Source organism: Rhizobium sp. 18055, from assembly GCF_902706285.1.
Classification (GTDB): Bacteria; Pseudomonadota; Alphaproteobacteria; order Rhizobiales; family Rhizobiaceae; genus Rhizobium.
Genome location: NZ_CACSKD010000008.1, coordinates 53,515 through 73,903, shown reverse-complemented (window position 1 = coordinate 73,903; position 20,389 = coordinate 53,515). Strand labels below are relative to the sequence as shown.

The window sequence follows — 20,389 nt, the reverse complement described above, 5'->3', positions numbered from 1 at the left end:
AGCTAGGCCGTCTTCGTCCCGGCCTGTCGCGTAGCCCTTGCCACGAAACGGCCGTGGCCCTCAGGTGCCGTGATCTCCTTGCCATCCCACGCCAACTGGCCGCGCACGTAGGTGGCAACCGGGCGTGCCGCGAATGTCTCGCCATCGTAGGCGCTCCAGCCGGGGCCATCGGCAACGTCGGCAGACTGATACTGCACGGGTCCCGGCGCAAGAACGGCGATATCGGCGTCCATGCCCGGCGCCAATGCACCCTTCTGGCTGAGACCGAAGAACCGGGCAACCCTGGCGCTCATGAGATCGGCAGCCATCGATGCCGCATGGTCGGCGCCATAGCGGGCTGCGGCGTCCGTGAAGAACACGGGGAGCAGCGTGTCGAGGCCAGGCATGCCGGCTGCATCGTCGTAGATCGTCGGCCCGACCTTTCGCTCGATCGGCCATGCGCTATGGTCTGAGGAAATGAAGGCGCATTGATCGTCTTCAATGACTTTCCAGAGCGCCTCGCGCCGGCCTTCGCGAATGGGCGGATTGACCTTCAGTTTTCCGCCCAGACGCGGCATGTCTGTTGCGGCATCGAAATGTAGATAGTGCACGCACATCTCGCCGGTCGCGGCGACACCGCGCTGTCGATAGTCTTCGACCAGCCGAAAGCCTGATGGCGTCGAGATGTGGACGATATGCACATGCGTGCCTGTTGCGGCGCCAAGTTCGAGGAAGTTGGCAGTCGCGGTCAACTCCGCGACCTCCGGCCGGCTCGGGCTGTGAAATTCGGCGGAAAGCTTGCCCTCGGCGCGCAATCTGGCTGTGGTGTTTCGAACGATCTCCTGGTCTTCGTTATGCAGGCCGAGCGGCAGATCCGAACTCGACAGGATCTCGAGCAGGGCCAGCGTCGCATCATTGGAAATCCGGGGAAAGCGCAAGGGGTGGGCTTCGAAGGATGAGATCTTGAAGGCGCAGACGCCGCCGGCGATCAAGCCGCTGACGTCCTTCTGGTCAGGGGAAACAGGCACGGTTCCATAGAGTGCTACGTCACAGACGGCATATCGGTGGATTGCTGCGATCTTTTCGATCAGCAGATTGGCGGTGGTGATCGGCAGCGGTTCGTCATAAGGCATATCGACGATCGTCGTTACGCCGCCCATCACGGCCATGCGCGTTGTCGGTCTCAGGCCGGGAAAGCCGATCTGGCTTCCGGCATGTGTCTGTCCGTCGATGATACCCGGCAGCACATAGGCGTCACCATAGTCGGCGACGACGTCTGCCTGCGGGCGTTCGCCGCTGCCGATCGCGGCAATCGTTTCGTTGGTGATGGCAATCCAGCCGTTTTCCACGATGCCGTTAGGCGTGACCAACCGGCCGCAAATCACACTGTCGTAGGTCATCTTAAAGCTCCGCCTGCTCGCACACCGGTCGTTTTACCGGTAGATTCTATCGCCGCGACACATTCCGAATTTTTCTGATGTACGTGGCATGCATTTGGTGTACCAAGTGTACGCGGATTTGCAAAGCTTGAAAACGATAGATCAGGATGAAAGATGCTGTACGACCTCACGATCCTTTCGCTGCTCCCCAACACCCTCGGCGCGGTGATCCCGCTACTGCCGAAAACCTATGAGAATTTCTCGAAGACGGGCACGCCACTCGGCTGTTTTTCCTGCGAGTTCGGCGTTCTCAACAGGTTCGCTTTTCTGACGCAGTACGACGATGCCGGCAAGCTTGCCGAAGAGCGTGCAAGATTGATGCAGACCGAGAACCCCTATGGTATCGGCGCCTATCTCGGCGGTGTGACCAGCACGGCATTCAAGCCGCTGTCCTTCGCGCAGCCTATCGTTCCCGGCGAATACGGGCCGTTCTACGAGATCAGGACCTACACGATTGCGCCCGGTGGCCTGCCGGAAACCGAAGAGGCATGGAGCAAAGTCATTCCGCGGCGCAACGAGATGTCTATGCTGTTGACGATCATGGGATCTGTCGAAGGTGGTCCGCAAAAAATGGTCCACATCTGGCCCTACAAGACGATCGAGGATCGCGTGAAGGCGAGGGGACAGGCAAGCAAGGAAGGCATCTGGCCACCACCCGGTGGTTCGGCAAAGCTGACATCGCTGCAGTCAGAGCTGTTTGTCGCAACAGCTTTCTCCGGCTTGAAATAGCGCCTGCGGACGCCCACCATATGCGCCGCCGGAAATCTGCGAGCCTGCCGCCTTGACCGGCAGGTTTTCCGCTTCTCCGACCAGTCGGTGAATCAGGCGGTTCGCTGAGTTTGGACAGGAGCGCGTCAGTAGTCAGGACGCAGGGGCAGTTCGCTCGCTCTTTCGTCAAGCTCCGCCTGGGCGGCATGGATGGTCTCCTGTTCCGTCAGGAACGGGCTGCTGTCGATGGATGGAAGTTCACCGTTCATGTCGGAAACGCAATAGAACCAGCGTTCGTCGGCGCGTTTGACTGTCAATCTGAAACGGCCATGATTGGCGTAAGCTTGCCCCGTGTGGTCACGCTGCCAAGCGGGATGGCGTTGATTTGTTCTCGTTTTGAAGAGCCGCATTTTCGTTTCGTTGCACCGGACACTTGATCGGGCAAAAATACCATCACCGGTTTCTCACTCAAAGGCTTTGTGCTCTCTATGATTTCATAATTGTTACGAAAGCGTCGGAGCGCGACTGGAGACGAGAATTGTCACAACCTGAAGACACTCTCCCACCTCTGATGCCTTCACCTTTGCTGCCCGGCACCACGATGCATTCGGCCGGTTGAAAAAGGGCATTCCCGATACGTCGGCAGCAATGGCATCCTGTGCCGAAACGGGGCACGGACATATCCTTCGGCGTGTGCTTTGCGCATGTCGATTTCACCAGCACCTGCCGCCGCTATGACAGCGTTTGACCGTGGAAGCTGGAAAGGGTCGTGACGACATCACCGATTTCGGTCTCGGTGCGCGCCTTGTCCCATCCAAGTGCCTGCGCGGCAGTTGCGGCCATTTCTCGCAGACCTTGCATCGTCAATGCGGCTTCGATCGCGATCGTCGTGCGACGGAGAACGACGTCGGACAGATGTACGACGAATTCCTGTCGCGCGATCCAGTCGATCTCAAGCAGGCTGTAGTGCGCTGCACCTGTAAGGCGCTCACTGTCTTGATGTGCGGAGGCAGCCGCATAGTCGAGAATGGCCGATGCCGTGGTGCCGTATCGCGACAGAAGGGCTTCGACGCGTAGCGCATCGACGCCGCTCTTCTGCGCCACAGTGTCCACCCAGGTGCGGCGCTGCGCCGGATCTGACGGAAAATTCCGGCCTCCGCCGATGCCGAGTTGCTGCGTTGACTGGAGACGCTGGCGGCCGACGCGTTTGAGCACGATGTCCGCCACCTCCTCCGAGAAGCCGCGGAACGTTGTCCACTTGCCGCCGACCAGAGAGACAACCGGGAACGGCCGATCGGCGGTGGCTTCGTTAACCGGCGCGGAGTGATCGCGGCTGATCAGGCCCGGTGATGATGCGTCGGATGCGGGCAGCGGGCGGATGCCGCTATAGGTGTAGACCACCTGATCGCGAGAGAAGTTCAGCGACGGCAGAAGCGCGCGCACGCTCTCGAGGAAATATTCGATCTCCGGTTCTTCGCAGCGCACGCTGTCCGGGTCGCTGGCCGGGATATCGGTGGAGCCGACCATGGCGAGGCCGAGATAATCGTAGACAAGGCAGATCCGGCCATCATCGGCTTCGAAATAGATCATGTGGCCGTTGAGGCTCTTCACCAGTTCGGGATGGTCGAGCAGAACGTGTGAACCCTTGGTCCCGCCGATCAGCTTCGACGATGTGCCAAGCGATGCGTTCGCGGTATCGATCCAGGGGCCGGCTGCATTGATGACCAGCTTTGGGCGGACGGAAAACGTTGTGCCATCGGCGCGCTGGAAGGTGAGGATGCCGTTGGTGGATGAGAGAAGAGCAGTAAAATTCGTGGCCAGAGCGTTCCTGTTCGCTTCCAGCCCATCGGTCACAAGTTCGTAGACGAGACGCTCCGGCCGGCTGATCTTGGCGTCGTAGTAGATGCCGCCGGCGACGATATCGGGCGTGACGTGCGGCATTTCCTTCAGCGCGCGCTTTCGGAGCAGGAAGCGGTGGTCCGGCATGACGCGGTTGCGGGCACCGAAGAAATCATAGATCCGCAGCCCGATCTTCACCAGCACCGCTCCGCGGCTGCGCGGCGCGGTGGTCGAGCCGGTCAGTGTTCGCAGTGCCGCCCAGATGCCGCGTGTCCAGGAGAATACGGGGATGAAGGTCGGCAGCGGCTCGACGCAATGCGGCGCGTTGCGCAGCAGAAGGTTGCGCTCCAGGGTCGATTGCGCCACCAGGCCGAACTCGCCGGTCTCCAGATATTTCAGCCCGCCGTGGATCAGCCGCGATGGCGCCGCGCTGGTGCCCGAGCCGAAATCCGCCTTGTCGATGATCAGGCAATCCACACCCTGCAAGCAGAGATCGCGAAACACGCCAGCGCCGTTGACGCCCGCGCCGAGGATGACGACGTCGATCTCCTTGCTATCGCCAAGGCCCTGGAAGCGGCGTTCGTTGTCGGCGGAAATATCGGTCATCTGAAATGGTCCTGCTGAATGTCATTTTCGACACGCGACAAATGTCCGCGGGTCATGCTTCAATCGACTGTCTAGGCAGCGGTCAGCTTGCCGATCTTCGGCCAGATCGGAGCCATGGCATCGGCGATCTCACGGAAGAGGTCATAGCGCTTTTGGTACGCAGCGCTTCGCGCGGGATCGGGATAGCATCGATACGCAATCGCTGATGTGTCGCGCGGATCATGGCGCGGGCTTGCATAGAGACCGACCCCTGCGCCCGCGCAGAGTGCCGCTCCCCACGCAGCAGCCTCATCCGTCTCGGTCACCGTCGCCGGCATCCCGAGTACGTCGGCGAACATCTGCACCACGCGCTTGTTGCGCGAGATGCCGCCGGCCAGCCGTGCCTCTGTGAACGTGAAACCGTCGCGCAATGCATCGACGTGAATGCGGTGGTTGAAGGCGATGCCTTCGAGCACGGCACGCAGCATGTCGCCGCGGTTGTGCCAGCCGCCGAGGCCGAAAAAGCCGGCGCTGGCCGCCGCCCCATAGGGCGAACCGAACAGATAGGGATGGAACAGCGCCGTCAGTGGTCGCTCGAATGCGGCCTCGATTTCGGGCGCCAGCAGGGCGTGAACGGAGCCGCCTGATGCTTCGACGCCTTGGCGCTCGCTGGCGCAGAACGTGTCGAGGAACCAGTCGTAATTGGCTGTCGATGCCGGTGAGATCGACATGTTGTTCCATTGGCCGGGCTCGATGGCATTGCGGCAGAACCAGCGATTGTCCATGCGCGGATGCGGCGACAGCGTTTCGTTGATCGAATAGGTGCCAGCGATGACCGCCACGACGTTGTCGGCATAGCCGCCGGAGCCTAACGCCGATGCCGTGACATCGTGCAGGCCGGCGACGACAGGCGTCCCTTCGGCAAGGCCAGTGCGTTGCGCCGTTTCGGCGGTGATATGGCCGATCACCTCGTCGGACCGCGAGATAGGTGGCAGGGCGGTCGCCATCTCCTCCAGTCCGAACAAGGTCAGAGCCTTGGGATCGTAGTCCTGCGTTGTGACATTTGTGAAGGAAGTGCTGGCTTCGGTGCGGTCCGTGCCGATCACGCCGCTCAGGCAGAAGCGCAGCCAGTCCTTGCAGGAGAGGATGTGGCCGATCTCGGCATAGCGTTGAGGCTCGTGCCGCTTGATCCAGGCAAGTAGAGCCGAGGGAGCGGAGACATGCGGCACCTGGCCGGTCAGGGCTAGGGCAGCGTCAGCCAGCGGGCTGGTAAGCCATTGCTCGACGATATCGACGGAGCGGCTGTCGAGCGACAGCAGCGCGCGGCCGAGCGGCGCGTTGGCCTTGTCGGTCAGATAGATGCCGTCGCCATGGGCAGTGGCGGCGATTGCCGCTATATCGCTCGCCGGTCGCCCACTGAGCTCGATCGCTTCGCGTATGGCATCGGCGGTGGCGCTCCACAACTCGTTCATGTCGCGCTCGACATGGCGCGCATGCGGCATGAACTGGGTGACGCGGCGACGAGCGACGGCGATCGGGGTACCATCGACATCGAAGATCACGGCCTTGGTGACGGTGAGGCCGCTGTCTATTCCAAGCAGGCTTGGCATTCAGGCTTACTCCGACTGATGGGCTCGCTGACGCGCCCTGTCTTCCCGCGCGATGATCACGTTGATGTCTCTGGATCGCATGCGGTCGATATGGATGGCTGGCGTCTTGTCATCGACGATGATGACGTCGAACTCGCTGAGGGCTGCAAAGCGGTGCAAGGCGCGCCGCTCGAATTTGGTGTGGTCGGCCAGGAGGATGCGCTTGGCGGCGCAATCGAACATGGCGCGTTTGGTGTCGACCATTTCCGGCGACTGATGAAAGACCATGTCGTCGGTGATGGCGGACATCGAGATGAAGGCGACATCGGCGCGCAGCCGGTGGATTTCGTTGACCGTGGTTCGGCCGACAAAGGCGTTGCACCAGTTGTAATACTGGCCGCCCAGCGCCAGCAGCGTCAGGTCGTGCATCCCCTTGAGCGCATTGATCAGCGTCAGCGAATTGGTGATGGCAGTGATCGGCACTTTGGCCGGCAGATGCTCGGCCATTGGCAGCACGGTGGTGGAATCGTCGAAGAAGATCGCTTGGCCAGGCTCGACGAACTGCATTGCAGCGGCTGCAATCATGTTCTTTTCCACCGACTGGCGACCGGAGCGATAGACGTCGCTGGATTCGATCAGGCTGGAGGCGGCGGCGGTGACGATGCCGCGGGTTTTGCGGAACAAGCCGCGGCTGACGAGATCATCGACATCGCGGTGCGCGGTCATCAGGCTGATGCCGAAGCGATCGGTCAGATCCTCGATCCGCATCGACCCTTCCGCCATCACGGCCTCGGCGATCATCTGCCGGCGCACCAGCTGGCGGGTCTGCCGGCTATCGCTTGGAAGCTCGTCCATGGGGAGCACGCCTGCGCCTGTCTTCTGTGTCACGATGGCCTCTGCGCTCGAACGAATGGTGTGAGCGTTGTATCGCGAAGATCCGCAACTGTGGAGAAAAAAGGGGGCGCCGCACCGGGCGTCCCCTTCCGATTTGCTTACTGCTCGAGAACGAACGGAGCCGTGTACTTGTCGACGTTGTCCTTGGTGATCAGCAGGCAATCGAAGAGCTGCTTTTCGCTCTTGGCGCCGGTGCTGCCATTCTTGATGACATTGTCAGCCTGCTTGACGGCTTCTTCCGAGAACACGGCAACCGGCTGCAGAACGGTGTACTGAAGTTCACCGGCCTTGATGGCGGCAACTGCGTCAGGCGAACCGTCGAAACCGCCGACCTTGATGCTGGCGAGCTTGCCGGCTTCCTTCAGCGCAGCGATCGCGCCAAGCGCCATTTCGTCGTTGCCGGAGATCACGCCGATGATGTCAGGGTTTGCCTGAAGCATCGACTGCATCTTGTTGTGGCCCTGGGTACGGTCCCAGTTGGCAACTTCCTTGGCAGCCTTCACCAGATCCGGATACTGGGTCAGAACCGACTCGTAACCGTTGGAGCGGGTTGCGGCGTTGTTGTCCGAAGGCGAACCGAACAGTTCAGCGTACTTGCCCTTGTCGCCGACGGCTTCGACCCACTGCTGTGCACCGATGGCGGCGCCCTGCGCATTGTTGGAAACGAGCTGCGCCTTGGCGAGACCTTCCTGGTTGATTTCAGCGTTGACGAGAATGACCGGGATGCCCGCGGCAACGGCCTTCTTGACGGCGCCGACCGAACCATCGGCGTTTGCCGGGTCGAGAATGATGGCGACGGACTTGTTGGTGATCGCGGTATCGATCAGGTTGCTTTCGGTGTTGGTGTCACCCTTGTGCGCGCCGACGGTTGCGGTGTAGCCGAGCTTTTCAGCGGTCGCCTTGGCGACATTGCCTTCGGTGAGCCAGTATGGGTTGGACGGATCGTTGACGATGACCGTCATCAAGCCGGCTGCCCAGGCGGAGCTCACGAAGATCGGTGCTACGGCAACAGCTGCCAGCAGAACGCGCATGCCTTTTTTAAACATAGTCTCTCTCCCATTGATAAGTTTGTGTGGTGCCGGCGGACCGGCGGTGCTTTCCGCAGTGTTGCTGCGGAGAAGTTCGGTAGCCTGCGTCAGGAGGATTTGACCCGACGCCCGTATTGGATGCTGTTCATGAGAACGGCGAGAACGATGACGGCGCCGGTGAAGACCGTCTGCCAGTAGGCGGAGACCCCGATGATCACCAGACCATCCGACAGGAAGCCGATGACGAAGGCGCCAAGCATGGTGCCGCGTACGGTCCCCCGTCCGCCGGTGAGCGCTGCACCGCCGATGACCACGGCCGCAATGGCCGTCAGTTCATAGGTGGTGCCGGCAGTCGGACCGGCGGACGTCAGCTGGGAGGAAAGGACCAGACCGGCAATTGCCGCGCAAACACCAGAGAATACGTAGACCAGGATTTTCACCTGCTTGACCGGCACGCCCGACAGCTCGGCTGCGCGCTCGTTGCCGCCGGATGCGTAGAGCCAGCGACCGAATGCGGTCTTGCTGAGCACGATCCCGCAGATGATGGCGAGCGCTGCCAACACCAGAACGCCGATCGGCACGCCGCCGAGGCGGTTGAAGCCGAGCCAGTCGAAGCCGGTATTGCCGAGCTCGGGACGACCGCCGAGATTGTTGTAGGTCAGGCCGTTGGTCATCAGCAGGGCAATGCCGCGGGCGACATAGAGCACGCCAAGCGAAGCGACGAAGGCCGGAACCTTCAAATACGCGACCAGCACGCCGTTGACGGCGCCAACCAGAGCGCCGAGTGCGCAGGTCATGATGACGACGGCCCAGACCGGCGGATAGAGGATGACGCCGAAATGCAACAGCTGCACGCCCTGCATCAGGAAGCCGGCGATGCAGCCGGACAGGCCGAGCGTCGAGCCGACCGACAGATCGATGCCGCCGTTGAGGATGACCAGCAGCATGCCGATGGCCAGAATCCCGAAGATCGCCACGTGCGAGGCCATAATCAGGAAGTTGTTGAGGCTGAAATAGTAGGGCGACAGGAAGGAGAAGACGGCGATGATGACGATCAGCGCGAAGAATGCGCGACCTTCCAGCAGCAGGCGAATGATATTGAAATCCCGCTGTGGCCCGTTCGAAACTGTCTTCTTATCGGTTGCTTCAGTGACTGACATAATCAGTGCTCCATAATTCCGGGCTAGTGCGAGACCACTGCTTCGCCAGAGGCGGCCATGATCTTCTCTTTGGTGACGTCAGAGCTGAACTCGGCAGAAATCTTGCCGCGATGCATGACGATGATGCGATGGGCGATGCTCAGGCATTCGGCGACTTCGGAGGTCGAATAGATCACCGCCAGCCCCTGCTTGGCGCGCTCGGCCAAAAGCTTGAACACTTCGGCCTTGGCGCCGATGTCGATGCCGCGGCTCGGCTCGTCGAGCAGGATGACTTTCGGCTGGGTGGCGAGCATCTTGCCGATGACGACCTTCTGCTGGTTGCCGCCGGAGAGCGAGCCGATCGGTGCGGCGCCGCCATCGGTCTTGATGTGAACCTTGCGGATCGAGTCCTGCACCAGTTCCCGCTCGCGTCCGCCCGAGGTGAATAGACCCTTGGTGAAGGCGCCGATGCTGGCAAGCGAGAGGTTGGAACCCACAGTCATCGTCTGCACGAGGCCGTCGCGCTGGCGATCTTCAGGCACCAGCCCGAGGCCGCTATTGATGCGGTTGGCGATGCTGAGGCCGGCGACGTCCTGGCCTTCGAGCAGGATCTGCCCGCCGCTGGCATGCAATCGTCCGGCCACGCATTCCAGAAGCTCGGTGCGACCGGCGCCCATCAGGCCGTAGATGCAGACGATCTCGCCGGCGCGGACGTCAAGCGACAGGCGCTCGACCGCATTGTAGGCAGCGCCCGACGGGCCGGGGATGGTGAGATCCTTGATCGACAAGGCAACCTTGCCCATCTCGTAGCCGGTTGGCGGGCTACCCAGATCGAAATTCTCGCCGACCATGTTCCGGACGATCCATTCCAGATCGATATCCTTGCGTTCGGCATAGGCGGTCATGGCGCCGTCGCGCAGAACGACCGCGTGATGCGTGATCTGCAGCGCCTCTTCGAGGTGATGCGAGATATAGACGATCGACACGCCGCGACCGGTGAGGTCGCGGATGACCTTGAACAGCACTTCCACTTCCGTGGCGCTGAGCGCGGAGGTCGGCTCGTCCATGATCAGGATACGCGAATTGACAGACAGCGCGCGAGCGATCTCGACAATCTGCTGCTGGCCGAGGCGAAGATCCTCGACCGCTGTCAGCGGATCGATATCCTCTTCTAGTTCTTCCAGCAGTGCGCGGGTCTGGCGCTCTTCCTCGGCAAAATCGACGACGCCACCCTTGATGATCTCGCGGCCCATGAAGATGTTGTCGCGGACGCTGAGATTGGGCGCGAGGCTCAATTCCTGGTGAATGATCGAGATGCCGCATTCGCGGGCATGGGTCGAGGAGACGAAGTTGACGGTCTGGCCGTCGAGAACGATCTCGCCCGATGTCGGGCGCACGACGCCCGAGAGGATCTTCATCAGGGTCGACTTGCCCGCACCATTCTCGCCGAACAGCGTGGTCACCTGGCCGCGATGAATGTCGAAGTTCACACCCTTCAGGGCCTGGACGTTGCCATAGGTCTTGGCGACGTTGCGGGCGCTGAGGACGACTTCTCCTGTTTCGCCCTTGATCTGTCTTTGGCTTGCCTGGCTCATTTGACGTCAACCTTGACGGGGGTGACGAGCCAGTTCTTCGGATTGATGAGCTTGAAGACGCCGGTAACGGTGACCGTCTTGCCGGTCAGCTGGTCTGGGTCGATGCTGGTCAGCACCGCCTTTTTCATCTCATTGTTGATCGCCGATCCGGCGTCCTGATATTCGATCTGGTTGGTAAACTGGCCGAACTCGATTGCGCCGGTAGCGTCGCGAAGATCGGTCCCATTGATGGCCGGGCCGGTCTGTATGCGGATGACGATTTCGGGCGGCAGGCCATCGACCTTGATCTGGTTCATATTGCCCTTGCGTTCGCCGACGATGCCGGTGAACGACACCGGCAGGACCGGGCCGGTGGTGGTGGCAATGCCGTATTTCTCGCCTGCCGCCTTCTTGTCGGCGATGACGGCGGGGGCCAGCTCGGTTGCGGCGACGGCACGCTTCTCGACATCGGCAGCAATCTTCGGGAACTGCTCGGCACCGTAGGTTTCCGAGGAGAAGGCCTGTTGGCGGACATCCTTGTCGGAGCCGATGTGGACGACCGTGGTATCGATTGCGATGGCGCCGACGACCACGACCACAGCGGCGATGCCGATCGCGATTTTCAGTTTGCCGCTCTTCGGCCGTGCAGCCGCGTAGTCTGTTTGCATGCTCATTTTCTGACAACCTTCGGCAAGTGGCGCCGATTTCCTGTTGGGGGAAAGAAGACGGAGGGAGGGTGGCGCTGACTAGCGACGTCGCGACCGGTCGGCCCGGCGACAAGGCGGGGAGCCACACACCGACTGTGTGTTGCGGCCACTATGCTGGCGATACGCCAAGCCATATCCTGAACAAGAAGTTTTCACCTGAGCCTCCTCAAACACCTGGCGTTTGTTCTCCTCCAACCGCCAGGCACCATCACGTTGCTGCCATGTACGGCCTGAGCCGCGGTAGCCTCGTGTTATCAATGGCAATAAACATGTTATAAAAATCGAGGCCTGTCAATCGAGATCGCGTGGTGATTTTCGTGCCCCCGTGATGACTCCACAGACAAGATCGGAAGTCAGAGAGTTTTGCGTTGGGTTGCCTGCGTGCAAGTTCTGGAAATGCCAGCGGCAGTAGAGCGTACGTCTGCTTTTGCTGGAAAGTCCGTCACAAACATTTGATATCAAATGATTTTAATGAAGAAAAAGCATCGTTTCAGGCGGTCAATACAAGCGGCTTCGCCTAATTTTTCTGACTGGATGCTGCTCGGGCGGGTTTGGTGGGTCGCCATGCCTTGCTCCACAGCGGTGCTGTTCTGTGGAATTGACAGGGCGCATTTAATCTGAAAAAAATTGCGACAATGGAAAAAAATTACATTTGCTGTGATAGCTTTGTGGTATATTCACATGGACGTGGAAATTGGCGCTGCCTGTTTCCACTTGCTGTGCACGGCGAGATGTCCATTTTGGCCGACGCACGGGTGAGGACATGATGCATTCGCCTACGGTGTCTCGCGTGGCGTGATCCGAAGGCGGTGGTCTGGGAGGAGTGACCATGAGTGGGAAGAGGATGCCGTGCTTAACGGCATGGGTCGTCGTGGCAGGAGAGGCCTGCGATGGCTGAGAATGGAAAAATCATCATCGGCATCGATGCCGGCACCTCGGTGATCAAGGCTGTGGCCTTTGAGATGTCCGGCCACCAGATCGCGTCGGCTTCGGCGCGCAATCAATATGCGACGGGTGACGACGGCTCGGCGACGCAATCGCTGTCGCAGACGTGGGCCGATTGCCTGACCGCACTGCGTGGGCTAGGCGAAAAAGTACCGGATCTTGCAAAGCGCACGGCAGCCATATCGGTCACGGGGCAGGGTGACGGCACATGGCTCGTCGGCGCCGGAAACCGCCCTGTCGGCGATGCCTGGCTGTGGCTCGATGCGCGCGCTGCATCGACGGTCACCCGGCTGAGTGGCGGTGCCGACAATCGGGCCCGCTTCGAGGCCACGGGCACCGGCCTCAATACCTGCCAGCAAGGCGCACAGATCGCTCATATGAACCGCATTCAGCCGGACCTGCTGGACAAGGCAGAGGCCGCGCTTCACTGCAAGGATTGGCTCTATCTCAATCTCACCGGTATCCGTGCGACCGATCCATCCGAGGCAAGCTTTACCTTCGGCAATTTCCGCACCCGTCAGTATGACGACGTCGTTATCGATGCCCTGGGTCTGTCAGGACGTCGCAACCTGTTGCCGGAGATCATCGACGGCACCGAGGTCACGCATCCGTTGTCGGCCGATGCGGCACGCGCCAGCGGCCTTCTCGCCGGTACACCGGTCAGTCTCGGCTATGTCGATATGGTGATGACCGCTCTTGGTGCCGGGGTACGCACCGGCGGACAGAATGCTGCCTGCTCGACTGTCGGCTCGACGGGCGTTCATATGCGCGCCAAGGCGGTGGCAGAGGTGCAGCTCAATGCCGAGGGCACCGGTTATGTGATCGCGCTGCCGATGCCTGGCATCGTCACCCAGGTGCAAACCAATATGAGCGCCACGATCAACATCGACTGGCTACTGCAAATGGCGGGCTCGCTGATGGCGGAAGGTGGCAAGACCGTGTCGCATGTCGAACTGATCGCCCGCATCGATGGCTGGTTTGCCGAAAGCCGGCCGGGTTCCGTTCTCTATCATCCCTATATTTCCGAAGCGGGCGAACGCGGTCCCTTCGTCAACGCTTCGGCCCGCGCCGGTTTCACCGGCCTGTCGATGCGCCACGGTTTTGCCGATCTGCTGCGGGCGGTGGTCGAAGGGCTCGGCATGGCGACCCGCGATTGCTACGCGGCGATGGGCGATATGCCGGCCGAGTTGCGGATGACCGGCGGTGCGGCCCGGTCTCGCGCGCTTCGCGGCTCCCTTTCCGCGGCCATCAACGCGCCGGTCAGGGTTTCCAGACGCGAGGAAGCGGGTGCGGCGGGCGTGGCGATGATGGCGGCTGTTGCCATCGGCGCCTATCGCAACATGGATGATTGCATCGCCGAATGGGTAACGCCGCTTCTCGGTGAGGCCGAGGCGCCTGACGCCGCGCAGGCGGAGCGGTTCGAGCGGCTGTTCAAGGCCTATGTGATGGTGCGCCAGGCGGTGGCGCCGGCGTGGGATCAACTGCTCGCCACGCAGTAGGTTGATATGCCGGGGGCAGGCTGCGGCGGGCGTCCGCCGCGCTGGATGGATTTGTTGATGCAGGAAGCATCCGAAGGAGCATGAAATGACTGAGACCGGAATGTTGGATCTGTTCGTGATCGGCGGCGGGATCAATGGCGCGGGCATCGCGCGCGATGCCGCTGGCCGTGGCCTGAAGGTGGTTCTCTGCGAGAAGGACGATCTGGCTGAGGGTACCTCGTCGCGTTCGGGCAAGCTGGTGCATGGTGGTCTGCGCTATCTCGAATATTACGAATTCCGCCTTGTTCGCGAGGCGCTGATCGAGCGCGAGGTGCTGCTGAACGCTGCCCCGCATATCATCTGGCCGATGCGTTTCGTGCTGCCGCACTCTCCGCAGGATCGCCCGGCCTGGCTCGTCCGCCTCGGCCTCTTTCTTTATGACCACCTCGGCGGCCGCAAGAAGTTGCCCGGCACCCGCACGCTCGACCTCCGTCGTGATCCGGAAGGCGCGCCGATCCTTGATGAATATACCAGAGGCTTCGAATATTCCGATTGTTGGGTCGATGACGCGCGCCTCGTGGTGCTGAACGCCGTCGATGCCGCCGAGCGTGGCGCCGAAGTGCTGACCCGCACCGCAGCCACCTCTGCCCGACGCGAAAACGGCGGCTGGACGATTGCCACCAAGAACAGCGTGACCGGCGAAACCCGCAGCTTCCGCGCCCGCTGTATCGCCAACGCGGCCGGTCCGTGGGTATCCGATGTCATCGGGCGCGTGGCCGGCGCCAACAGCAGCCGCAATGTCCGGCTGGTCAAGGGCAGCCACATCATCGTGCCGAAATTCTGGGCCGGTGCGAATGCCTATCTGGTGCAAAACCACGACAAGCGGGTGATCTTCATCAACCCATACGAGGGTGACAAGGCCCTGATCGGCACCACCGATATTTCCTATGAAGGCCGTGCCGAGGATGTCTCCGCCGATGAGAAGGAAATCGATTATCTGCTGGCCGCGGTGAACCGCTACTTCAAGGAAAAGCTGCGCCGTCAGGATGTGCTGCACAGCTTCTCGGGCGTGCGCCCGCTGTTCGACGACGGCAAGGGCAATCCCTCGGCTGTCACGCGCGACTATGTCTTCGATCTCGAGGAAACCGGCAACGCGCCGCTGCTCAACGTCTTCGGCGGCAAGATCACCACCTTCCGCGAGCTCGCCGAGCGCGGCCTGCAGCGGCTGAAGCACATCTTTCCGCAGATGGGCCCCGACTGGACGGAGCACGCAGCGCTGCCGGGCGGCGAGATGCCCAACGCCGATTATGAAAGCTTTTTCAATAGCCTGAAGGAAACCTATCCCTGGATGTCGCGCACGCTTGCCGGTCACTATGGCCGCCTCTACGGCACGCGCACCCGCCAGATCGTCGGCAATGTCACCAGCGCCGAGGGGCTCGGCCGTCATTTCGGCGGCAATCTCTACGAGGCCGAGGTTCGCTATCTCGTGGCATCCGAATGGGCGCAGACCCCTGAAGATGTACTCAAGCGCCGCACCAAGCACTACCTGCACCTGACCGAGGCCGAACAGGCCGCGTTCGCCGACTGGTTCGCGGGCGCGAACCTTATTGCCGCAGCCTGAGGAACCGATCATGGCATTGACGCTTTCGCTGAACACCAACCCGCTGGTCAACCGCTTCGCCGAGCCCGATGATCTGATCGAAACGGTGGCGCGGGACCTGAAGATCCGCGATCTGCAACTGACGCATGAGTTCATCAATCCGAGCTGGCAGGCATCCGTCATCCGTCGGCTGACGCGCACCATGTCGGCCGCCCTGCAGCGCACCGGCGTCCGCGTGACCTCAGGCATGACCGGCCCTTATGGCCGCCTCAACCACTTCGGTCACCCGGATGCCGATGTCCGGCGCTATTATATCGACTGGTTCAAGACATTCGCCGACATCACGGCCGATCTCGGCGGCACTTCCGTCGGCACGCAGTTTGCGATCTTTACCTACAAGGATTTCGACGATCCGGCGCGGCGCGAGGAACTGATCAAGATCGCCATCGATTGCTGGGCTGAGGTGGCGGAGCACGCCAAGTCGGCCGGTCTCTCCTATGTGTTCTGGGAGCCGATGAGCATCGGTCGCGAATTCGGCGAGACCATTGCCGAGTGTGTGAAACTGCAGGACCGGTTGACCGCCGCCGACATGGCCATCCCGATGTGGATGATGGCCGATATCGACCACGGCGATGTCACGTCGAGCAATCCTGACGATTTCGAGCCTTATGCCTGGGCGCGCGCCGTGCCGAAGGTGTCGCCGATCATTCACATCAAGCAGAGCTTGATGGACAAGGGCGGCCACCGCCCCTTCACGGCGGAGTTCAACGCCCGTGGTCGGATTCAACCGCCAGCGCTGCTCGAAGCATTTGCCGAAGGTGGGGCCAAGGACAATGAAATCTGCCTCGAGCTTTCGTTCAAGGAGCGCGAGCCGAACGATCGGCAGGTGATCTCGCAGATCGCCGAAAGTGTCGCCTTCTGGGCTCCCTACATCGACACGGGCATCGACAGCCTGCATATCTGAGCGGGGAACGAACCAAAGCACACACAGGATAAGCGCGTGACACAATCAGGAAAGAGCCGCCGATGACAGATCCGGAACAGTCGCTCGCCGTGCGCGCTGCCTGGCTGCATTATGCCGGCGGCCTGACGCAGTCGGAAGTGGCCAAACGCCTCGGATTGCCGTCCGTGAAGACCCATCGTTTGATCGCCCGCGCCGTTGCCGATGGTGTTGTCAAGATCACCATCGAGGGCGATATCATCGAGTGCGTCGCGCTGGAAAACAGCCTTTCGGAGCGCTTCGGGCTGCAATATTGCGAAGTGACGCCCTATGTCGGCGAGGACGAATCGATCTTTCGCACGCTCGGCCTGGCAGGCTCGAATTTCCTGAAACGTGAGATCGAGCGCGGCGACAACGAGGTGATCGGCCTTGGCCACGGGCGGACGCTTTCGACCGCCGTGCAGTTGCTGCCGCGCGTCAGCGCCCGCAATCTTCGCTTCGTCTCGTTGCTCGGTGGCCTGACCCGAAACTATGCGGCCAACCCCTACGATGTGATGCACCGCATCGCCGAGAAGACCGGCATGCCTGCTTACGTCATGCCCGTGCCGTTCTTTGCCAACACGGCCGAAGATCGCGAAGTGCTGCTGGCACAGCGCGGCGTGAAGGAAGTGATGGATCTCGCCAATACTGCCACGCTCAAGCTTGTCGGTCTCGGCACGGTCGATACCCAGGCACAGCTCGTGCAGTCCGGCATGATCGAGGCACGCGAGATCAAGGATGTGGCTGAAGCGGGCGGCGTTGGTGAAATTCTCGGATATTTCTTCGATGCCAACGGTCGCATTCTGGAGACGGCGCTCACGGAGCGTACGCTGTCTGCTTCGCTGCCTCCACCGAGGACAGAACGGCTGGTGGCGCTGGCAGGCGGCAAGGGCAAGGTTGAAGCGATCCGCTCGGTGCTTCGCAGCGGCAGCCTCCACGGACTGATCACCGACGAGCGGACGGCGCAGGCGCTGCTGCAATAGCTGCGCCGGTGCAGTGAACACGACAGATAGAGATACGAATGGGATTGCACATGACCAAATCACCGCGGTTCTGGATTGGCACCAGCTGGAAGATGAACAAGACGCTGGCCGAGGCGCTGAGCTTCGCGAGCGGCCTGAAGGATGCCGATGGCGCCCGCGATCCGCGCATCCAGCGTTTTGTCATCCCGCCATTCACGGCAGTCCGTGAGGTGAAGGCGATGCTGGCTGACACATCTGTCAAAGTCGGCGCGCAAAACATGCATTGGGCCGATGAAGGCGCATGGACCGGCGAGGTTTCGCCGGTGATGTTGAAGGATTGCAATCTCGACATTGTAGAACTCGGACATTCAGAGCGACGGGAGCATTTCGGAGAAACCGATGAAACGGTCGGCCTGAAGACGGAAGCCGCCGTTCGCCACGGCCTGATCCCGCTGATCTGCATCGGCGAGACACTGGCCGACCGCGAAAGCGGTCGCGCGGCAGAGGTGCTGGCGACGGAGGTCCGCGGTGCGCTTTCCAAGCTCTCGGGCGCGCAAAGGGATGCGGACATCCTGCTCGCCTACGAGCCCGTCTGGGCCATCGGCGTCAACGGCATTCCGGCAACTGCCGCGTACGCGGACGCCCGCCAGGCCGAAATCATCGCCGTTGCGCAAGACGTGCTCGGTCGCCGAATTCCGTGCCTCTACGGCGGATCGGTCAACCCCGGCAATTGCGAGGAACTTATCTCGAGCCCACATATAGACGGGCTCTTCATCGGCCGTTCGGCCTGGAATGTCGAAGGCTATCTCGACATCCTGGCCCGATGCGCTGCCAAACTTGACGCAAAACTCGAAGGAGAAAAAGCATGAAACTCGCAATCGCAGGAGACAGCGCCGGCGAAGGCCTCGCCAAGGTTCTCGCCGACCATCTGAAGGATCGCTTCGACGTGTCCGAAGTCTCGCGCACCAGCGAAGGCCCTGATGCATTTTACGCGAGCCTTTCCGATCGCGTCGCCTCGGGCGTCATCGACGGCACCTATGACAAGGCAATTCTCGTCTGTGGTACCGGCATCGGCGTCTGCATTTCTGCCAACAAGGTGCCGGGTATTCGCGCCGCGCTGACCCACGACACCTATTCGGCCGAGCGCGCCGCACTCTCGAACAACGCGCAGATCATCACCATGGGGGCCCGCGTCATCGGAACCGAGCTGGCAAAGGCCATCGCCGACGCATTTCTGGCCCAGACCTTCGACGAAAAGGGCCGCTCCGCGGGCAACGTCGATGCGATGAACGAACTCGACGCAAAGTACAATCAGCGCTGAGACAAGGCGTCTGACGGAGGCCCGGGGATAGCGGGTCGCTGATGATCACATGACAGCCCCGTCGCGCAATCTCGCGGCGGGGCTTTCTGCTTTGCGGCGTTTCACAGGGCAAGTGCCGCGATCGATCATTTAATCGTGCCGCTGCCGAAAAGGTGATTGTAAATCCGCGGGCACCGACCCTACTTTCGGTTGGCCCTCAGTTGCTGGTTCACCCGGCGCCACCAAAGCTACAATCCATCGTCTGTCCAACATCAGAGTGAACCCATGACATGTGACCGGAAACTGCATCTCGGCGCCTTCATGCGCCCCGTCAGCCTGCACACCGGAGCATGGCGCTATCCCGGCTCGTATCCGGATGCGAATTTCAATTTTGCGCACCTGAAGTCATTCGCGCAGAAACTCGAAGCCGCAAAGTTCGACGCTTTTTTCATGGCCGATCACCTCGCGGTGCTGAACATGCCGGTGGAGGCGCTGAAGCGAAGCCACACGGTAACATCGTTCGAGCCCTTCACGCTTCTTTCTGCATTGGCCTCGGTCACCAGCCGGATCGGGCTGGTTGCCACGGCATCGACGACATTCGATGAGCCCTATCATATCGCCCGCAGATTTGCCTCGCTCGACCATATCAGCGAAGGGCGCGCGGGGTGGAACATCGTCACGACGTCAAACCCGGACGCTGCCTTGAACTTCGGGCTCGAGGAGCATGTCGAGCATGGAGAGCGCTATCATCGCGCCCGCGAATTCTACGACGTCGTCACCGGCCTTTGGGACAGCTTTGCCGATAATGCATTCCCCCGGGATGTGGAAAGCGGTGTTTATGTCGATCCCGCCAAAATGCATGTGCTCGATCACAAGGGCGAGGAACTGAGTGTCCGCGGCCCGCTCAACATCGCCCGCGCGCCGCAGGGCTGGCCGGTGATCGTTCAGGCAGGCCAGTCCGAGCCCGGCCGCCAATTGGCGGCGGAAACCGCCGAAATGGTCTTCTGCTCGCCGCGCGATCTTGCCGCCGGCAAGGCGCTCTAGGCCGATATCAAATCGCGCATGCGTGCGATCGGCCGCAATCCCGATCACCTGAAGATCCTCCCGGCGGCATTCGTCGTGATCGGCGATACCGTCGAGCAAGCCCGGGCCAAGCGAGCCAAGCTCGATAGTCTCGTCTACTATGAAAGCGCCATCGCCTCGCTGTCGATCGCTCTCGGCCATGATGCTTCCGGCTTTGACCCGGATGCGCCGTTGCCGGACATTCCGGAGACCAATGCCAGCAAGTCCGGCCAGGCGCAGGTCATCAAGCTCGCACGGGATGAAGGCCTGACGGTTCGCCAGCTTGCGCAACGCTATGGCGGCTATTCCGGTCTTGCCTTCGTCGGCACGGCCGCCACCATCGCCGACCACATGGAAGAGTGGTTGACGGACGAGGGGTCCGACGGCTTCAATGTCGTCTTCCCTTATCTGCCGCAGGGGCTTGATGATGTGGTGGAGCGACTGGTACCCGAATTGCAGCGCAGGGGCCTGTTCCGGGAAGACTATACCGGCGTCACGTTGCGCGACCATCTCGGCCTTCCCCGGCCCGCAAACAGGTTCTTCAGCACGACGGAGTGAGCGCAGACCGCCGGCCGATGCCTT

The 20,389-nt window shown here is 61.4% G+C and carries 16 protein-coding genes and 1 pseudogene; 8 read left to right on the top strand and 9 right to left on the bottom strand.

The genetic code is table 11. The features are described 5' to 3' along the window. Window positions 1-2: 2 nt before the first annotated feature. A complete protein-coding gene (locus GVL52_RS15485) occupies window positions 3-1,379 on the bottom strand; it encodes a dihydroorotase family protein (protein WP_160008632.1) in 1,377 nt (458 codons plus the stop codon). Between the two features lie 153 nt (window positions 1,380-1,532). Between GVL52_RS15485 and GVL52_RS15480 the strand changes: the two genes are divergently transcribed. Further along, window positions 1,533-2,147 (top strand): NIPSNAP family protein, encoded by a 615-nt coding sequence (locus GVL52_RS15480; protein WP_160008630.1) that lies wholly within the window; start codon window positions 1,533-1,535, stop codon window positions 2,145-2,147. Between the two features lie 125 nt (window positions 2,148-2,272). On the opposite strand, the gene GVL52_RS15475 is transcribed toward GVL52_RS15480, so the two are convergent. From GVL52_RS15475 to GVL52_RS15440, 8 genes are all read right to left on the bottom strand, one after another. After that, the gene (locus GVL52_RS15475; protein WP_160008628.1) at window positions 2,273-2,443 is read right to left on the bottom strand and encodes a hypothetical protein; all 171 of its coding nucleotides are present in this window, start codon (window positions 2,441-2,443) and stop codon (window positions 2,273-2,275) included. A 415-nt stretch (window positions 2,444-2,858) separates the two neighbouring features. Further along, on the bottom strand, window positions 2,859-4,571 hold the full coding sequence (locus tag GVL52_RS15470; RefSeq protein WP_160008626.1) for a glycerol-3-phosphate dehydrogenase/oxidase: 1,713 nt from the start codon (window positions 4,569-4,571) through the stop codon (window positions 2,859-2,861). A gap of 71 nt (window positions 4,572-4,642) precedes the next feature. Beyond that, window positions 4,643-6,160 carry an FGGY-family carbohydrate kinase gene (locus GVL52_RS15465; protein ID WP_160008624.1) on the bottom strand — a complete coding sequence of 506 codons (1,518 nt, stop codon included), beginning with the start codon at window positions 6,158-6,160 and terminating at the stop codon, window positions 4,643-4,645. A 6-nt stretch (window positions 6,161-6,166) separates the two neighbouring features. Further along, window positions 6,167-6,994, bottom strand: coding sequence for a DeoR/GlpR family DNA-binding transcription regulator (locus GVL52_RS15460; protein ID WP_200847841.1), 828 nt, complete (start codon window positions 6,992-6,994; stop codon window positions 6,167-6,169). Window positions 6,995-7,131: 137 nt separating this feature from the next. Continuing rightward, window positions 7,132-8,079: a D-ribose ABC transporter substrate-binding protein gene (locus GVL52_RS15455; RefSeq protein ID WP_160008620.1), complete on the bottom strand. Its 948-nt coding sequence runs from the start codon at window positions 8,077-8,079 to the stop codon at window positions 7,132-7,134. Window positions 8,080-8,168: 89 nt separating this feature from the next. Continuing rightward, a complete protein-coding gene (locus GVL52_RS15450; protein ID WP_160008618.1) occupies window positions 8,169-9,221 on the bottom strand; it encodes an ABC transporter permease in 1,053 nt (350 codons plus the stop codon). A 23-nt stretch (window positions 9,222-9,244) separates the two neighbouring features. Further along, entirely contained in the window at window positions 9,245-10,795 is a 1,551-nt protein-coding gene (locus GVL52_RS15445; protein ID WP_160008616.1) for a sugar ABC transporter ATP-binding protein, read from the bottom strand. Further along, the gene (locus tag GVL52_RS15440; protein ID WP_160008614.1) at window positions 10,792-11,448 is read right to left on the bottom strand and encodes a DUF2291 domain-containing protein; all 657 of its coding nucleotides are present in this window, start codon (window positions 11,446-11,448) and stop codon (window positions 10,792-10,794) included. The genes GVL52_RS15445 and GVL52_RS15440 overlap by 4 nt, the downstream gene beginning before the upstream one ends. A 923-nt stretch (window positions 11,449-12,371) precedes the next feature. On the opposite strand from GVL52_RS15440, the gene GVL52_RS15435 reads away from it, so the two are divergent. From GVL52_RS15435 to GVL52_RS15405, 7 genes and pseudogenes are all read left to right on the top strand, one after another. Continuing rightward, complete coding sequence (locus tag GVL52_RS15435) at window positions 12,372-13,925, top strand: FGGY-family carbohydrate kinase (RefSeq protein ID WP_160008612.1); 1,554 nt, start codon at window positions 12,372-12,374, stop codon at window positions 13,923-13,925. 85 nt (window positions 13,926-14,010) lie between these two features. After that, window positions 14,011-15,525: a glycerol-3-phosphate dehydrogenase gene (locus GVL52_RS15430; RefSeq protein WP_160008610.1), complete on the top strand. Its 1,515-nt coding sequence runs from the start codon at window positions 14,011-14,013 to the stop codon at window positions 15,523-15,525. Window positions 15,526-15,535: 10 nt separating this feature from the next. Continuing rightward, entirely contained in the window at window positions 15,536-16,468 is a 933-nt protein-coding gene (locus GVL52_RS15425; RefSeq protein ID WP_160008608.1) for a sugar phosphate isomerase/epimerase, read from the top strand. A 62-nt stretch (window positions 16,469-16,530) separates the two neighbouring features. Continuing rightward, the gene (locus GVL52_RS15420) at window positions 16,531-17,466 is read left to right on the top strand and encodes a sugar-binding transcriptional regulator (RefSeq protein ID WP_160008606.1); all 936 of its coding nucleotides are present in this window, start codon (window positions 16,531-16,533) and stop codon (window positions 17,464-17,466) included. 50 nt (window positions 17,467-17,516) lie between these two features. Further along, entirely contained in the window at window positions 17,517-18,314 is a 798-nt protein-coding gene (locus GVL52_RS15415; RefSeq protein ID WP_160008604.1) for a triose-phosphate isomerase, read from the top strand. Next, the gene (locus GVL52_RS15410) at window positions 18,311-18,766 is read left to right on the top strand and encodes an RpiB/LacA/LacB family sugar-phosphate isomerase (RefSeq protein WP_160008602.1); all 456 of its coding nucleotides are present in this window, start codon (window positions 18,311-18,313) and stop codon (window positions 18,764-18,766) included. The genes GVL52_RS15415 and GVL52_RS15410 overlap by 4 nt, the downstream gene beginning before the upstream one ends. A 264-nt stretch (window positions 18,767-19,030) precedes the next feature. Next, window positions 19,031-20,365: pseudogene (locus tag GVL52_RS15405) on the top strand (LLM class flavin-dependent oxidoreductase). The last annotated feature ends 24 nt before the right edge of the window (window positions 20,366-20,389 follow it).

What these genes read in the sequence shown, in the direction of transcription:
- GVL52_RS15485 (WP_160008632.1), bottom strand. Translation starts at nt 1,379, where the DNA reads ATGACCTACGACAGTGTGATTTGCGGCCGGTTGGTCACGCCTAACGGC.
- GVL52_RS15480 (WP_160008630.1), top strand. Translation starts at nt 1,533, where the DNA reads ATGCTGTACGACCTCACGATCCTTTCGCTGCTCCCCAACACCCTCGGC.
- GVL52_RS15470 (WP_160008626.1), bottom strand. Translation starts at nt 4,571, where the DNA reads ATGACCGATATTTCCGCCGACAACGAACGCCGCTTCCAGGGCCTTGGC.
- GVL52_RS15465 (WP_160008624.1), bottom strand. Translation starts at nt 6,160, where the DNA reads ATGCCAAGCCTGCTTGGAATAGACAGCGGCCTCACCGTCACCAAGGCC.
- GVL52_RS15460 (WP_200847841.1), bottom strand. Translation starts at nt 6,994, where the DNA reads ATGGACGAGCTTCCAAGCGATAGCCGGCAGACCCGCCAGCTGGTGCGC.
- GVL52_RS15455 (WP_160008620.1), bottom strand. Translation starts at nt 8,079, where the DNA reads ATGTTTAAAAAAGGCATGCGCGTTCTGCTGGCAGCTGTTGCCGTAGCA.
- GVL52_RS15450 (WP_160008618.1), bottom strand. Translation starts at nt 9,221, where the DNA reads ATGTCAGTCACTGAAGCAACCGATAAGAAGACAGTTTCGAACGGGCCA.
- GVL52_RS15445 (WP_160008616.1), bottom strand. Translation starts at nt 10,795, where the DNA reads ATGAGCCAGGCAAGCCAAAGACAGATCAAGGGCGAAACAGGAGAAGTC.
- GVL52_RS15440 (WP_160008614.1), bottom strand. Translation starts at nt 11,448, where the DNA reads ATGAGCATGCAAACAGACTACGCGGCTGCACGGCCGAAGAGCGGCAAA.
- GVL52_RS15435 (WP_160008612.1), top strand. Translation starts at nt 12,372, where the DNA reads ATGGCTGAGAATGGAAAAATCATCATCGGCATCGATGCCGGCACCTCG.
- GVL52_RS15430 (WP_160008610.1), top strand. Translation starts at nt 14,011, where the DNA reads ATGACTGAGACCGGAATGTTGGATCTGTTCGTGATCGGCGGCGGGATC.
- GVL52_RS15425 (WP_160008608.1), top strand. Translation starts at nt 15,536, where the DNA reads ATGGCATTGACGCTTTCGCTGAACACCAACCCGCTGGTCAACCGCTTC.
- GVL52_RS15420 (WP_160008606.1), top strand. Translation starts at nt 16,531, where the DNA reads ATGACAGATCCGGAACAGTCGCTCGCCGTGCGCGCTGCCTGGCTGCAT.
- GVL52_RS15415 (WP_160008604.1), top strand. Translation starts at nt 17,517, where the DNA reads ATGACCAAATCACCGCGGTTCTGGATTGGCACCAGCTGGAAGATGAAC.
- GVL52_RS15410 (WP_160008602.1), top strand. Translation starts at nt 18,311, where the DNA reads ATGAAACTCGCAATCGCAGGAGACAGCGCCGGCGAAGGCCTCGCCAAG.